We start from the raw sequence: 13,412 nt of genomic DNA on the forward strand, positions 1-13,412 counted from the left end.
ACGATGGATCCGACATGCCTGACACCTCTGAAAAGAAGCAGCTGCTGCACCTCGTCTTCGGCGGCGAACTGACCACGCTGACCGGGCTCGAATTCCGCGACCTGTCGAAGCTCGACATTGTCGGCATCTACCCCGACTATGCCTCGGCCCTGACGGCATGGAAAAGCAAGGCGCAGCTAACAGTCGACAATGCGCATATGCGCTACTTCATCGTGCACATGCACCGTCTGCTGGACCCCGGTTCCGAGTAAGCGCCATCAAACGGTCGATGCCTGCGGCACGGCCGGCCGGCTGCCTGAAATCCGCCGCAAGCGTGAGAGAAAGCCACGGCCGACGCAGATACCGTGAGCGAGCGGCATGCGCGAGATGATCGTGTGCGCATGCGGGAAAGCCTGCGCATCCGGCGAGGCCCGCGCATCCAGTGAGGAATGATGACGGCATGAGCAGTTTCTATGCGCGCGCAATGCTTTCGACCTACCGGCTGGCCGGGCAGGTTTTTGCGCCCGTCATCTGGAGCTACATGGCGCTGCGTACCGCGCGCGGCAAGGAAGATCCCCGCCGGCGGCGCGAACGCTACGGCTATCCGAGCGCTCCGCGCCCGGAAGGACCGCTCGTCTGGTTCCATGCGGCCAGCGTCGGCGAGACGGCCTCGGTCGTGCCGCTGATCCGCGAAGTGCGCAAGCGCGGCATCTCCGTGATCCTGACCACGGGCACCCGCACCTCCGCGAAGGTTGTCGCGGAGCGGCTGGCAGACACCGTCATCCACCAATATGTGCCGGTGGACATGAAACCGGCCGTGAGCCGCTTTCTCGACTACTGGCAGCCGGACCTTGCCATCATCGCCGAAAGCGAGATCTGGCCGATGACCATCATGGAGCTCGGCGCCCGCCATATTCCGCAGGTGCTGGTCAACGGGCGCATGTCGGACCGCACCTTCAACCGCTGGAAGAAGCGCCCGGCGATTGCCGATGCGATCTTCGAAAACCTGGCGCTCGTGATCGCGCAGTCCGCGCTCGATGCAGAGCGCTTCACCGCGCTCGGCGTGCTGCCGGTGATGGTCTCCGGCAATCTCAAGGTCGATACGGACGCGCCGCCGCACGATCCGGCCACGCTTGCGACCTATCGCCAGCAGATCGGCGATCGCAAGACCTGGGCGGCCATCTCCACCTTCGAGGGCGAAGAGGCTGCCGCGGGCACGGTTCACCGGGCGCTGAAGGAGCGGCTGGGGCTGCTCACCGTCATCGTGCCGCGCCATCCCGAACGGGCCGATGCGGTGGAGGCAGAGCTGGTCGCGCAGGGGCTGAAGGTGGCGCGCCGTACGCGCGGCGACCAGATCACGCCGGATGTCGATGTCTTTCTCGGCGACACGATCGGCGAGATGGGGCTTTACCTGCGCCTGACGGAGGTCGCCTTCGTCGGCCGCTCGCTGTTTGCCGAGGGCGGGCAGAACCCGCTGGAACCCGCCATGCTCGGCTGCGCCATTCTCTCCGGCGGCAATGTGCAGAATTTCCGCGATGCCTATCAGGCGCTGACGAGCGCCGGCAGCGCCAAGATCGTGCGCGATGTCGAGATGCTGGCAAAAGGCATTCACTATCTGCTGGTCAACGATGCCGTGCGCCACGGCATGATCGATGCCGGCATGCAGAGCGTGCACGACATGCGCGGCGCGCTTTCGGCCACGCTGCGCGGCCTCGAACCCTATCTGAACCCGCTGACCATGAAGGCGCGGCTGCAGCCGCCGGCCGGGCGCGGGGTGTGACGGCTCCGGCTGTCCGCCCCTTCGCCCCACCTGCCCCTTTGCCAAGGAGACCGCGATGCGCGATGAACCGGCCGTCGAGAGCCAGAAGACGCCGGCCGAGCGCCCGCGCATTGCCGGCATTCTCTTCGACAAGGATGGCACGCTGCTCGACTATGCCAAGAGCTGGGTGCCGATCAATTACGAGCTCGGCCGGCGGGCCGCGCGCGGCGACGAGGCGCTGGCGCGCGTCATTCTCGCTGCCACCGGCATGGACTCCGACACCGGCTACGTGACGCCCGACAGCCTGCTGGCCGCCGGCAACACGGTGGAAATCGCCGAGGGCATGATCGCTGCGGGCTCGCCGCTGTCGCTTGCCGACCTCACCGTCGAATTCGACAATCTCTTTGCGAAGGCGGCGGAATATTCCACGCCGGTCACCGATCTCGCCGCCTTCTTCGCAGGCCTGAAGGCCGCCGGCTACCGCCTCGGCGTCGCCTCCAGCGACAATGAACGCTCGATCCGCGAAACGGCCCGCCGCTTCGGCTTTGCCGACTGCCTCGATTATGTCGCGGGCTACGACAGCGGCTACGGGATCAAGCCCGAACCCGGCATGGTGTTCGGCTTCTGCGCCGCCACCGGGCTCGATCCGCGTGACGTGGCCGTCGTCGGCGACAACAATCACGACCTCCACATGGGCCGCGCCGCCGGCGTCGGCCTCACGGTGGCCGTGCTCACCGGCACCGGCTCGCCCGAAAGCCTCGCCGCCGCCTCGGATCACGTGCTGGCTGACATTACCGAGCTGCACCGGGTGCTGTAAGCGGCAGGCGAGAACTGAACGGCTTGCAATGGCGGGCGTTCTGGCCTTTTGTGTCGCCGGCCTGCCGGTGGGGCGGGCGGAAGGAACAGGGACGCGGATGGTTTCGGAGGCACCGCCCTTCTGGTGGACGCGGGCGGACTGGCGGGCTTTTGCGCTGTCGCCGGCGGCGCTTGCCTATGGGGCGATTTCCGGTGCGCGGATGGAGCGGGCGAAGCGCCGTGCGGTCCCCGCCCCCGTGCTCTGCATCGGCAATTTCACCGTCGGCGGGGCCGGCAAGACGCCGACCTCGATCGCGATTGCGCGTGCCGCGAAGGCCATGGGACTGACGCCGGGCTTTCTCAGCCGGGGCTATGGCGGCATGCTCGACGTGACGACGCTGGTCGATCCCGCCCACCATCGGGCGCGCGATGTCGGCGACGAGCCGCTTCTACTCGCCCGCGAGGCGATGACCGTGATCTGCCGCAGGCGTGTGCAGGGTGCGCTGCGGCTGATCGAGGCGGGAGCCGATCTCATCATCATGGATGACGGGTTCCAGAGCGCGCGGCTTGTCATCGACTATGCGTTGATCGTGGTGGACGGGCGGCGCGGCATCGGCAACCGCTTCGTCGTGCCGGCCGGCCCCGTGCGGGCGCCGCTTGCCGTGCAGATGCGCCATGCCAGCGCGCTGCTGAAGGTGGGCGACGGCGAGGCGGCCGATCCGGAGGTGCGGCGCGCGGCGCGGGCCGGCAAGGGCGTGTTCCGCGCGGCCGTGACGGCGCTCAATGGCGCCGAGCTTGCCGGGCAGCGCGTGCTGGCCTGGGCCGGCATTGCCGATCCCGCCAAATTCCATCGTTCGCTCTCCGCCGTCGGCGCAGAGATTGCAGCGAGCGTGAACTTTCCCGACCATCACTACCTCTCCGGCGACGAGATGGCCGATCTGCTGGCAACGGCAGAGCGCGAGGGGCTGATGCTGGTGACGACCGCCAAGGACCATGTGCGGCTGGAGCGCACCGATCCGCAGGCCGCCGCCCTTGCCGCGCAATCGCGCGTGCTGGAGATCGAGATGGGGTTCGACGACCCGCTCGCCCCGGTGACGATCATCCGCGAGACGCTGGCTCGCGCAAAGGCGCGACGGCTGGCCGAGGGCGGGGTCGGCTGGCGGGGATAGGACGGTCGCTACCGGATGATGGGGTGGCTTTGCGTCTGTCGATGGCGCGGCAATCCATGCAGGGCTCAACGAACCGCCGGGGATGAATGATCAGGCCGGCAGCACAAAGGGTGCCACATTGCCATCCTTACCGGCAGCCCCCGGCCTGCACTCAACCCTTCAGCCGCGCCTCGATCACACCCGCCAGCGCCCGCTTCAGTTCGTCGCGAATGCTTTCCGTGGCAGCGAGCACATCGGCGGCGCGCAGGAAATCCAGCACGCGGAAGCGGTTGACGTCGGGGCGCAGCAGGATATCGGGTGCGCCGGCCTTGAGTTTCATGGCGATGATCGACTGCATCAGAAGCTGCGTGGCGCCGAAGAGGCTGTCGATGCGGGTGGGCATGGTTTCGCCGTCGCCATCCGGGCCGCCCACGACATCGACGGCGATGACGATGTCGGCGAGCGAGCGCAGGTGGTCGAAGGGAATGGGATTGTAGATGCCGCCGTCGATCATCACGCGCCCGCCGATCTTGACGGGCATGAAGACGGCCGGAATGGCGCAGGAGGCGGCGATCGCCGGGTGCAGCGCGCCCTTGTCGAAAACCGTCTCGTGCATGCCGTAATAATCGGTGGCGGTGACCTTCAGCGGGATCGGCAGACGGGAGAAATCCTCCGGGATCGCGTCCGGGAGAAAGGCCTTCAGGATGCGCTCGATGTTGAACTGGCCGAAGCGGAAGCCGTTGGTCATGGCCTGGCTGAGCGTGGTGGGGCGCAGGCTCCAGAGGCGGTTGAAGACTTCGCCGCGCCGACCGACGGTGGCGAGTGTGTAGTCGCGGATCTCCCGGCCCGGCATGCCGGTCGCCATGCCCGCACCCATGATGGCGCCGATGGAGGAGCCGGCGATCGCGACCGGGCGGATGCCCATTTCGTCCAGCACCTCGATGACATGCAGATGCGCCAGCCCCCGCGCGCCGCCGCCGCCAAAGGCGACCGCAACGGTGGGACCGGCCGAGCGCGCGCCGGCCGTCATGGCGGTTCCTTCGAGGACCGGGTTCGGTCGGGCGTGGGCTGTCGGATCGGTCATGACGCAGTCTCGCTCTTCGGTCGTCATCCAGCGCCCGCATCACGCAAGGAGGTGAAGGCGCGCGCCAAGCGACTGTAGCGACAAGCGATGACGGGCGCATGTGGCGGAAGCGCGGCAGATGCGCTGGCGCGCTTGCTCAGCCCTCGAAGCGGTAGAAATGCATGCGCGTGTCGCCGAATTCGCGGGCATCGAGGAAGGCGCAGCGTTCCGGCAGGGCCGGCATCACGTCGGCGCGCTCCTCGAGGATGACAAGCGCGCCCGGCACCAGCCAGCCACCGGAGACGGCGGCGGCAATCGCCTTTTCGCCCAGACCCTGCCCGTAGGGCGGATCGGCGAAGAGGAGATGGAAGGGTTCGAGATTGCCGACCTTGCCAAGGTCCGTCGCATCGCGGCGCAGGATGCGGGCGCGGCCCTGCAGGCCGAGCGCCTCGATATTGCCCTGGATGATGCCGCGGCCTTCGACGCTCTGCTCGACCAGGATGCCCGACCGGCAGCCGCGCGACAGGGCCTCGATGCCGACCGCGCCGGTGCCGGCGAAGAGGTCGAGCACGCGGGTGCCATCCAGCACGCCGGCATGGGCGTGCTGGAGAATGTTGAAAAGGCTTTCGCGCGTGCGGTCGGTCGTCGGGCGGATGGCGTCCGACTTCGGCCCGCCGAGCGCACGGCCGCGGAATTCACCGCCGACGACGCGCATCAGGCGCCCCGGCCGCCGCGCGGACCATTGCCACCGGAGCGGTTGCCGCCGGGACGACCACCGGGACGATTGCCGCCCGGGCCTTTACCGCCCGGACCCTTTCCACGCGGACCATTGCCGCCGAAGCCGCCCTTTCCGGCCGGACGTGCGCCCGAGGGGCGGTCACCGGAGGGGCGGTCGCCGCTGGCGCGCGGGCCCTTGCCGAAAGCGGGCTTGCCAAAGGATTTGCCGGAAGCGGGACGGCCGGAGCCCTCGCCATCACCGGAACCGCCAAAGCTGCGGCCCTTGCCGAAGGACGGCTTGCCATCGCGTCCGCCGAAGCCCGGCTTGCCACCGCGATCGCCGAAACGCTTGCCGCCGCCATCCTCGCGGTCGCCGAAGCTGCGCGGACCCTTGCTGAAGGATCCACGGTCGCCATCGCCACGGGTGGGCCGATCGTCACGGCCTTCGCTGCGGCGTGGGCCGCGGGCATCGCGATCGCCACCGCTGCCGCCGAAATCGCGGCGCGGGCCGCGCGGGCGGTCACCGCCACGCTCGCCATCGCGCTCGTCGCGCCGCTGCGGGCGGTCGGCGCTGCGGATCCAGTCGCTGTCGTCCTCGTCGCGGTGGATGACCGGACGGGCGGCATCGGCCCGTGCCTGGCGCTCGGCCTTGCGGTCGGGGTCGAACTTGGCGCCGGTGCGGTTCGTCTTTCCGTCTGCGGACTTGCCGTAGCGCTTGCCGCGCGGACGATCATCCTCGCGGCGGATGATCGGCTCGTCCGATGCGTCCTTCTCGGTCTTCTCGGCGATCGGGCGGGCGCCGGGCGCCATCCAGACATTGGCGGTGCGGGCGCGCTTGGCCGGCACCCGGGCCGGCCGGTCGTCACGTTTGCCATCGCGCCGATCGTCGCGACGCTCGTCACCGCGGCCACCGAAGCTCTTGCCACCCCGGTCGCCCCCCCGATCGCCCTTTGCGGGGCGCGTATCGAGGCGGGCGCGGCCTTCCTCGCGGCGGTCGGCCTTGTCGCCTCTGAAATCGGCGGTGCGCTCGCCGCGCTCGGCCTTGGCGCCCTTCCTCCAGTCGCCGCGCTCGTCGTCATCCCCGCGTGCGGGGCGGCCATCGAAGCTGTCGGTGCCGTCATTGTAGATCGGCGCGTCGAAATTGGCCTTTGCCTCGTCGATGAGGCGGGGGCCGAGCTGGTCGCGCAGCATGCGGCCGCGCACTTCCTGAACGGCACCCTCCGGCAGGTCGCCGAGCTGGAACGGGCCGTAGGAAATACGGATCAGGCGGTTCACGTCGAGGCCGAGCGCGCCGAGCACGTTCTTGATCTCGCGGTTCTTGCCTTCGCGCAGGCCCATGGTCAGCCAGACGTTGGAACCCTGGGTCCGGTCAAGCGTGGCGTCGATCGCGCCGTAGAGCACGCCATCGACGGCGATGCCGTCCTTCAGCTTGTCGAGTTCGGCCTGGTCGATCTCGCCATGGGCGCGCACGCGGTAGCGGCGCAGCCAGCCCGTGGTCGGCAGTTCCAGCACGCGGGCCAGGCCGCCGTCATTGGTCAGCAGCAGCAGGCCTTCGGTGTTGATGTCGAGGCGGCCAATGGAGAGCACGCGCGGCAGCTCCTCCGGCAGGTTCTCGAACACGGTCGGCCGACCCTCGGGATCGGAATTGGTCGTCACCAGCCCGGCGGGCTTGTGATAGAGCCACAGGCGCGTGCGCTCGGGGCCGCGCACCGGCTCGCCATCCACCAGCACCTCGTCGGTTGCGGTGATGTTGACCACGGGCGTGTCGAGCAGCTTGCCGTTCAGCGTGATGCGGCCTTCCATGATCATGCGCTCGATGTCGCGGCGCGAGGCCACGCCGGCGCGCGCCAGCACCTTGGAAATGCGCTGCGGCTCGTCGCTGGCGGCCGAGGCGACCGGGGCATCGCCGGCCTTGGCCTTTGCGGCGCGCGCGCGCGGCGCATCGTCCTCGGCAGGACGCGGCTTGCGCTTCTGGAAGTCGCCGCCGCCCTTTGCTCCGGTGCCTTTGCCGGCGAAGCTCTTCTTCGCGCCGTCCTTCTTCGCGCCATCCTTGCCGCCAAACGGCTTGTCGCTGCGGCGCGGGCCGTCGGCGCTGAAGGATGCGGATCTTGCGCCGGGCTTCGCACCCGGCTTGCGGCCTGTCGCCTTTGCGGCGCCCGGCTTCTTCGGCTTGTCTTTGTCTGTCATTTGTGTTGCCTGCCTTTTGGCGCTCTCCTATCAGGTCGGGGCCCTGCGGTTAAGCGGAAAGTTGCGGGCAAAAGCGCTGCAAGACGGGCCCGGACGCGGAAGAGGCAATGACGGACGGCAACAGGCGGCTTTCGGACAGGGGTGCGGGCGCGGGCTTCATGGAGCGCGCGCTGGAAGAGGCGCGTCAGGCAGCCGCGCGCGGCGAAGTTCCGGTCGGTGCCGTGGTGGTGCTCGATGGCGAGATCATCTCTGCTGCCGGCAACCGCACGCGTGAGCTCTGCGATGTCTCCGCCCATGCCGAGCTCCTGGCGATCCGTCAGGCCGGGGCCCGGCTCGGCAGCGAGCGGCTGCCAGGCGCCGATCTCTACGTGACGCTCGAACCCTGCACGCTGTGTGCCGCCGCGATCTCCTTTGCCCGCATCCGCCGGCTCTACTATGGCGCCGAAGACCCGAAGGGCGGCGCGGTGGACAATGGCGTGCGCTTCTACGCCGCCCCCACCTGCCACCACGCGCCGGAGGTCTATTCCGGCTTCGCCGCGACGGAGGCGGCCGATATCCTGCGCGACTTCTTCCGGGAGCGGCGGGAGGGGTAGAAAATTTCACGCCACCCCTGCCCTTCCAGTGCGTACGGACCTAACTTGCAGCAGCAACCCAAGGAGCCTTTCCATGACCCGTACCCTTCTCGTGATCGACGTGCAGAACGATTATTTCCCCGGCGGGGAACTGCCGCTGTGGCAGCCGGAAGAGACCGAGGCGCGGATCGTCGACGCGATCCATGCAGCACGGGCGCGCGGCGACAAGGTGGTGCTGGTGCAGCATGTCTCGCCGGAAACCGAGGGGCTGTTTGCGACCGGCAGCACCGGTGCCGCCATCCGACCGGCCATTCTGGCGGCGGCCGGCGATGCGCCCGTCGTGATCAAGCAGCATGCGGACGCCTTCCAGGAAACGGACCTCAAGGACCATCTCGGCGATACGACCGAACTTCTGATTACCGGCATGATGACGCAGAACTGCGTGATCTTCACGGCGCTGTCCGAGCTTGCCGGGGGCCTGACGATCAAGGTGATCGGCGAACTCTGCGCCGCACCCAGCGAGATCGTGCATCTGATCGCACTCAACGGCCTGGAATCGAAGGGGTATGTCGTGGGCACCGAGGTGCTGACGGATGCGAAGGCGGCCTGATCGGGCCTGCCCTCATCCCTTGCCGGCGAAGGCCTCGAGGTCTTCGCCGGACAGACGGTAGCGGATCCATTCGCTTTGCGGCTTCGCGCCGATTGCCTCGTAGACGCGGATCGCAGGTTCGTTCCAGTCGAGCACCGACCATTCGAAGCGGCCGCAGCCCTCCGCCAGCGCGAGGCGGGCGAGATGGCGGAGCAGTGCCTTGCCCGCGCCGGTGCCGCGCGCCTCTGGCGAGACGTAGAGATCTTCCAGATAGAGCCCCTTGCGGGCCTGCCAGGTGGAATAGCTGTAGAAGAAGATGGCGAAGCCGACCGGCGCACCGTCCTTTTCGGCGATGACTGCGCGAGCAGCGGGTGACGTCCCGAACAGCGTCGCCGTCAGGCTTTCGACGGTCGCCTCCACCTCGTGGGCAGCGTGTTCATAAGTCGCGAGATCGGTGATGAAGCCGAGAATGGCAGCGGCGTCAGCCGGCACGGCATCGCGAATGGTGAGGGACATGGACACGACGCCTCGTCAGCGCGGCTGCACGATCAGAAGGGCCAGTACCACTTGGTGCCGGTGTTCTTCATTTCGGCCTGCTCCTTGCGGCGCTTTTCCTTCACGCGCTCGGGCTCGCCGAGATCGGCGACCGCGTTTTCCGGCAGCTTGCGGTATTCCAGCGGCGGATCGGACAGGAAGCGGCGACGGTCGGAATAGGCGCCCATCTGGATGCGGCGGGCGTCGCGGTAGGCCTGCTGCTGCTCGGCGGCGCTCAGGCGGCGGCCGTTTTCATTGGCCTTGGCGAGCGGCGAGACATAGGTGGCGCTGCCCTTGTTGGCATCGGCTTCCTCGCGCAGGCGCTGGCGGGTTTCTTCCGGCGATTCGACCCAGGCCGGGTTGTTGTCGCGGCTTGCCAGCGTCGCCTGCGGCTGCACCAGTTCGGCTGCTTCCTTGCCCGGCGGCAGCACGAGGCCTGCGCGCGGCTGGTACTTGGTATTGGTCTTGTTGGTATCCGGCGTGAAGGCGAGCGTGGAGCCGAGATCATCGACCAAATGTTCGGCCGCAGTCTTGTCGGTGCCGTAGGTGGGGCTGCTCATGCAGCCGGAAAGCGCCGCGCAGCCCGCAAGCATCGCCGCCAGACCGCCATAGACCCGAACCTTCGCCATCATCGCATGAACCCTTCCAGCATCGCCGGTACGCACGCCATCATTAACGGACGCCCTCATGGCGCCCTGACGGAGGAATCCGCCGATTTTCAGGCAGCTTTACCGGATGGTGACGGGAAGCGCAATCGCGGGGGTGCGAATGGGGCGCTACTCCCCGTCGACGCGAGGGGTGACACCCCCCTCTGTCCTGCCGGACATCTCCCCCGCAAGGGGGGAGATCCGCTGGGGAGCGGCCGTGTCGCTCAGCAAGGGCCAAGATACCCTCTGGTGTCGAGATGAAACCGAGCGCTTGCCTCTGGCCAATCTCTCTCCTTGCGGGGGAGATGTCCGGCAGGACAGAGGGGGGGGGGTGCTCGCGCACCCTTCGGACAATCGCCAGCGATAGCCGCCCCCGTCCTTCTCATCCAGCCCTATGCCGCAAACCCGAGCTCGCGGAGCGCGGCAGCATCGCGGGCGGAAACGTCGGGATAGGCCGGGTCGGAGCCGACATCCTTCGTGATGCGCCAGGAGCGGGCGCATTTCGTGCCCTCTGCCAGCGTCGGGACGACGGCGACCTTGGGGACATCGGCCAGCCGGAAGGCGTCTGCCGGGCCCTCGCCCTCGACGATCGTCAGGTCGGAGGTGATGCAGATCTCGGCGAAATCCTGATCCTTCAGCGCGGCCAGAAGCTCGGCATCGGCGATGTGGACGACGGGCGCGGCCTCCAGCGAGGAGCCGATGCGCTTTTCGCGGCGCTCGATCTCCAGGGCCCCCGTGACGACGGAGCGGACCGTGCGGATCTTAGCCCACTGGGCGGCCAGCGCCTCGTTCTTCCAGTCGGCCGGGATTGTCGGGAACTGTTCGAGATGCACGGAGACGGCATCCGGCTTCTTCGAGAGCCAGGCCTCTTCCATGGTGAAGGGCAGCATGGGGGCGAACCAGACGACGAGGCTTTCGAACAGCTTGCGGATGACATGCAGGGCGGCGCGGCGGCGCAGCGAGGACGGGGCGTCGCAGTAGAGCGCATCCTTGCGGACGTCGAAGTAGAAGGCCGACAGTTCCACATTGGCGAAGTCGGAGAGTGCGCGCACGACACGCTTGAAGTCGAAGGCGTCGTAGCCGGCGCGCACGACCTCATCCAGCTCGGCCAGACGATGCAGCATCAGCTTTTCGAGCGCCGGCAGATCGGCGTGCGCGATCTCCTCGCCCGTGTCGTGGGCGAGCGTGCCGAGCATCCAGCGGATCGTGTTGCGGATCTTACGGTAGGCATCGATGTTGGTCTGGATGATGGTTTTGCCGAGGCGCTGGTCTTCCCAGTAGTCGGTGTTCATGACCCAGAGGCGCAGGATATCGGCGCCCGATTCCTTCATCACATCCTGCGGCGTCACGGTGTTGCCGAGGGACTTCGACATTTTGCGGCCGTCTTCGGCCATGGTGAAGCCGTGGGTGATGACGGCATCATAGGGCGCGCGGCCGCGCGTGGCGCAGCTTTCGAGCAGCGAGGAATGGAACCAGCCGCGATGCTGGTCGGAGCCTTCCAGATAGACATCGGCCGGCCACTTGAGCTCGGGGCGATCCTCCAGCGTGAAGGTGTGGGTGGAGCCCGAGTCGAACCAGACGTCGAGGATGTCGCGGACCTGCTTCCACTCCGCCGGATTATAAGCATTGCCGAGGAACCGCTCGGCCGCACCTTCCGCGAACCAGGCGTCGGCGCCTTCCTTCTCGAAGGCTTCGAGGATGCGGGCATCGACGGCGTCGTCGCGCAGGATATCGCCGGCCTCATTGGCGAAGACGCAGATCGGCACGCCCCAGGCGCGCTGGCGCGACAGCACCCAGTCCGGCCGCTGCTCGATCATGCCGCGCAGGCGGTTCTGGCCCATCGCCGGCACGAAGCGGGTGTCGTCGATGGCGCCGAGCGCGCGGGTGCGCAGCGTGGAGCCGTCGCCGAGGTCCTTGTCCATGTAGACGAACCACTGCGGCGTGTTGCGGAAGATGACCGGCTTCTTGGAGCGCCAGCTGTGCGGATAGTCGTGCTTGATGCGGCCACGGGCGAAGAGATTATTGGCGGCGATCAGCGCCTCGATGACGCGCTTGTTGGCATCGCCCTTCTTGCCGTTGTCATCCATGACGCGAGCGGCACCGCCCTCCGCATCCGGGCCGAAGCCGGGCGCCTCGGCCGTGTAGAAGCCTGCGTCGTCGACGGTGAAGGGAATCTTCGACGAGATGCCGCGGGCTTCGAGCGCGCGGGCAGACGCCATCCAGGCGTCAAAGTCCTCGCGGCCGTGGCCGGGGGCGGTGTGCACGAAGCCCGTGCCGGCATCGTCGGTGACGTGGTCGCCGTCGAGCAGCGGCACGGCGAAGTCGTAGCCGAGATGGGCGAGCGGATGGGCGCAGGTGATGGCGGCAAGTTCTCCCGGCGCGACATCGCGGATGAACTTGAAGGTGACCTTGGCCTTGGCAGCGGCTTCATCGGCAAGGCGGGTCGCGAAGATCAGGCGGTCGCCCGGCTGCGGGCCGAAATCGTTCGTCGCGGTCTCGACCTCATAGAGGCCGTAGGGGAAGCGCGAAGAGAAGGAGATGGCGCGGTTGCCGGGGATTGTCCACGGGGTGGTGGTCCAGATGACGACGTGGACGTTGCTGAGCGTGTCAGAACCCGAAACCACCGGGAACTTCACCCAGATCGTGTCGCTCTCGACCTCGTGGTACTCCACTTCCGCTTCCGCCAGCGCCGTGCGTTCCACCACCGACCACATGATCGGCTTGGAGCCGCGATAGAGCTGGCCGGATTTGGCGATCTTCAGGAGTTCGCCGGCGATGCGGGCCTCGGAGTGATAGGCCATGGTGGTGTAGGGATTGTCGAAGTCACCCTCGATGCCGAGGCGCTTGAACTCGCCGGCCTGCACGCCGATCCAGCCTTCGGCAAATTCGCGGCATTCGCGGCGGAATTCGTTGATTTCCACCTCGTCCTTGTTCTTGCCCTTCTCGCGGTACTTTTCCTCGATCTTCCACTCGATCGGCAGGCCGTGGCAGTCCCAGCCGGGCACGTAGGCGGCATCGCGGCCGCGCATCTGGAAGGAGCGGACGATAACGTCCTTGAGGATCTTGTTCAGCGCGTGGCCGATGTGGATGTTGCCGTTGGCATAGGGCGGGCCGTCATGCAGCGTGAACTTCGGCCGGCCGGCGGCCGAGGCACGCAGCTTCTTGTAAAGCCCCATCTCCTGCCAGCGCTTCACCGTCTCCGGCTCCTTCTGCGGCAGGCCGGCGCGCATGGGGAAATCGGTCTCGGGCAGGTACAGCGACTTGGAATAATCGACTTTGGTGGTCTCGGCGGCTTTGTCGGTCATGGCTGAACTATCGGTTCTCTACTGGCGCCCGAATGAGGATCGGCGCGGAAATATCACGGGAAAACATGAAGACGTGCGGCGGGCGGCAGTTCGCACACCCGAAAACCCGGACCCTCC

General features: G+C 67.6%; 12 protein-coding genes. 6 read left to right on the forward strand and 6 right to left on the reverse strand.

Annotated elements, in window-relative coordinates:
• Nucleotides 1-14 precede the first annotated feature (14 nt).
• The 4 genes from ACED18_RS13325 to lpxK all read left to right on the forward strand — a co-directional run bounded on the left by ACED18_RS13325 (nucleotide 15) and on the right by lpxK (nucleotide 3,702).
• Nucleotides 15-251 (forward strand): DUF4170 domain-containing protein, encoded by a 237-nt coding sequence (locus tag ACED18_RS13325; RefSeq protein ID WP_149739481.1) that lies wholly within the window; start codon nucleotides 15-17, stop codon nucleotides 249-251.
• 188 nt (nucleotides 252-439) lie between these two features.
• Nucleotides 440-1,759 carry a lipid IV(A) 3-deoxy-D-manno-octulosonic acid transferase gene (waaA, locus tag ACED18_RS13330; protein WP_377292958.1) on the forward strand — a complete coding sequence of 440 codons (1,320 nt, stop codon included), beginning with the start codon at nucleotides 440-442 and terminating at the stop codon, nucleotides 1,757-1,759.
• 55 nt (nucleotides 1,760-1,814) lie between these two features.
• Nucleotides 1,815-2,555, forward strand: a complete 741-nt coding sequence (locus ACED18_RS13335) for an HAD family hydrolase (protein ID WP_377292960.1) — start codon at nucleotides 1,815-1,817, stop codon at nucleotides 2,553-2,555.
• 97 nt (nucleotides 2,556-2,652) lie between these two features.
• On the forward strand, nucleotides 2,653-3,702 hold the full coding sequence (gene lpxK / locus ACED18_RS13340; RefSeq protein WP_377292962.1) for a tetraacyldisaccharide 4'-kinase: 1,050 nt from the start codon (nucleotides 2,653-2,655) through the stop codon (nucleotides 3,700-3,702).
• A gap of 151 nt (nucleotides 3,703-3,853) precedes the next feature.
• Here the strand turns inward: lpxK and ACED18_RS13345 are convergent, their stop codons facing one another.
• The 3 genes from ACED18_RS13345 to ACED18_RS13355 all read right to left on the reverse strand — a co-directional run bounded on the left by ACED18_RS13345 (nucleotide 3,854) and on the right by ACED18_RS13355 (nucleotide 7,648).
• Nucleotides 3,854-4,711: a patatin-like phospholipase family protein gene (locus ACED18_RS13345; RefSeq protein WP_377293103.1), complete on the reverse strand. Its 858-nt coding sequence runs from the start codon at nucleotides 4,709-4,711 to the stop codon at nucleotides 3,854-3,856.
• A gap of 190 nt (nucleotides 4,712-4,901) precedes the next feature.
• Complete coding sequence (gene rsmD, locus ACED18_RS13350) at nucleotides 4,902-5,459, reverse strand: 16S rRNA (guanine(966)-N(2))-methyltransferase RsmD (protein WP_377292964.1); 558 nt, start codon at nucleotides 5,457-5,459, stop codon at nucleotides 4,902-4,904.
• A complete protein-coding gene (locus tag ACED18_RS13355) occupies nucleotides 5,459-7,648 on the reverse strand; it encodes a pseudouridine synthase (RefSeq protein WP_377292966.1) in 2,190 nt (729 codons plus the stop codon). Before ACED18_RS13355 ends, rsmD begins: the two co-directional genes overlap by 1 nt.
• A 107-nt stretch (nucleotides 7,649-7,755) precedes the next feature.
• Here ACED18_RS13355 and ACED18_RS13360 point away from each other — a divergent pair, with 107 nt between their 5' ends.
• Nucleotides 7,756-8,241: a nucleoside deaminase gene (locus ACED18_RS13360; RefSeq protein ID WP_377292968.1), complete on the forward strand. Its 486-nt coding sequence runs from the start codon at nucleotides 7,756-7,758 to the stop codon at nucleotides 8,239-8,241.
• A 73-nt stretch (nucleotides 8,242-8,314) separates the two neighbouring features.
• Nucleotides 8,315-8,830 (forward strand): cysteine hydrolase family protein, encoded by a 516-nt coding sequence (locus tag ACED18_RS13365; protein ID WP_377292970.1) that lies wholly within the window; start codon nucleotides 8,315-8,317, stop codon nucleotides 8,828-8,830.
• A 12-nt stretch (nucleotides 8,831-8,842) separates the two neighbouring features.
• On the opposite strand, the gene ACED18_RS13370 is transcribed toward ACED18_RS13365, so the two are convergent.
• The 3 genes from ACED18_RS13370 to ileS form a co-directional block, all read right to left on the reverse strand.
• Nucleotides 8,843-9,325 (reverse strand): GNAT family N-acetyltransferase, encoded by a 483-nt coding sequence (locus ACED18_RS13370; protein ID WP_377292972.1) that lies wholly within the window; start codon nucleotides 9,323-9,325, stop codon nucleotides 8,843-8,845.
• A gap of 32 nt (nucleotides 9,326-9,357) precedes the next feature.
• On the reverse strand, nucleotides 9,358-9,975 hold the full coding sequence (locus ACED18_RS13375) for a hypothetical protein (protein ID WP_377292974.1): 618 nt from the start codon (nucleotides 9,973-9,975) through the stop codon (nucleotides 9,358-9,360).
• A 407-nt stretch (nucleotides 9,976-10,382) separates the two neighbouring features.
• Entirely contained in the window at nucleotides 10,383-13,295 is a 2,913-nt protein-coding gene (ileS, locus tag ACED18_RS13380) for an isoleucine--tRNA ligase (protein ID WP_377292976.1), read from the reverse strand.
• Between the last annotated feature and the right edge of the window lie 117 nt (nucleotides 13,296-13,412).

This window comes from Rhizobium sp. SG2393, from assembly GCF_042610495.1.
GTDB lineage: Bacteria > Pseudomonadota > Alphaproteobacteria > Rhizobiales > Rhizobiaceae > RU20A.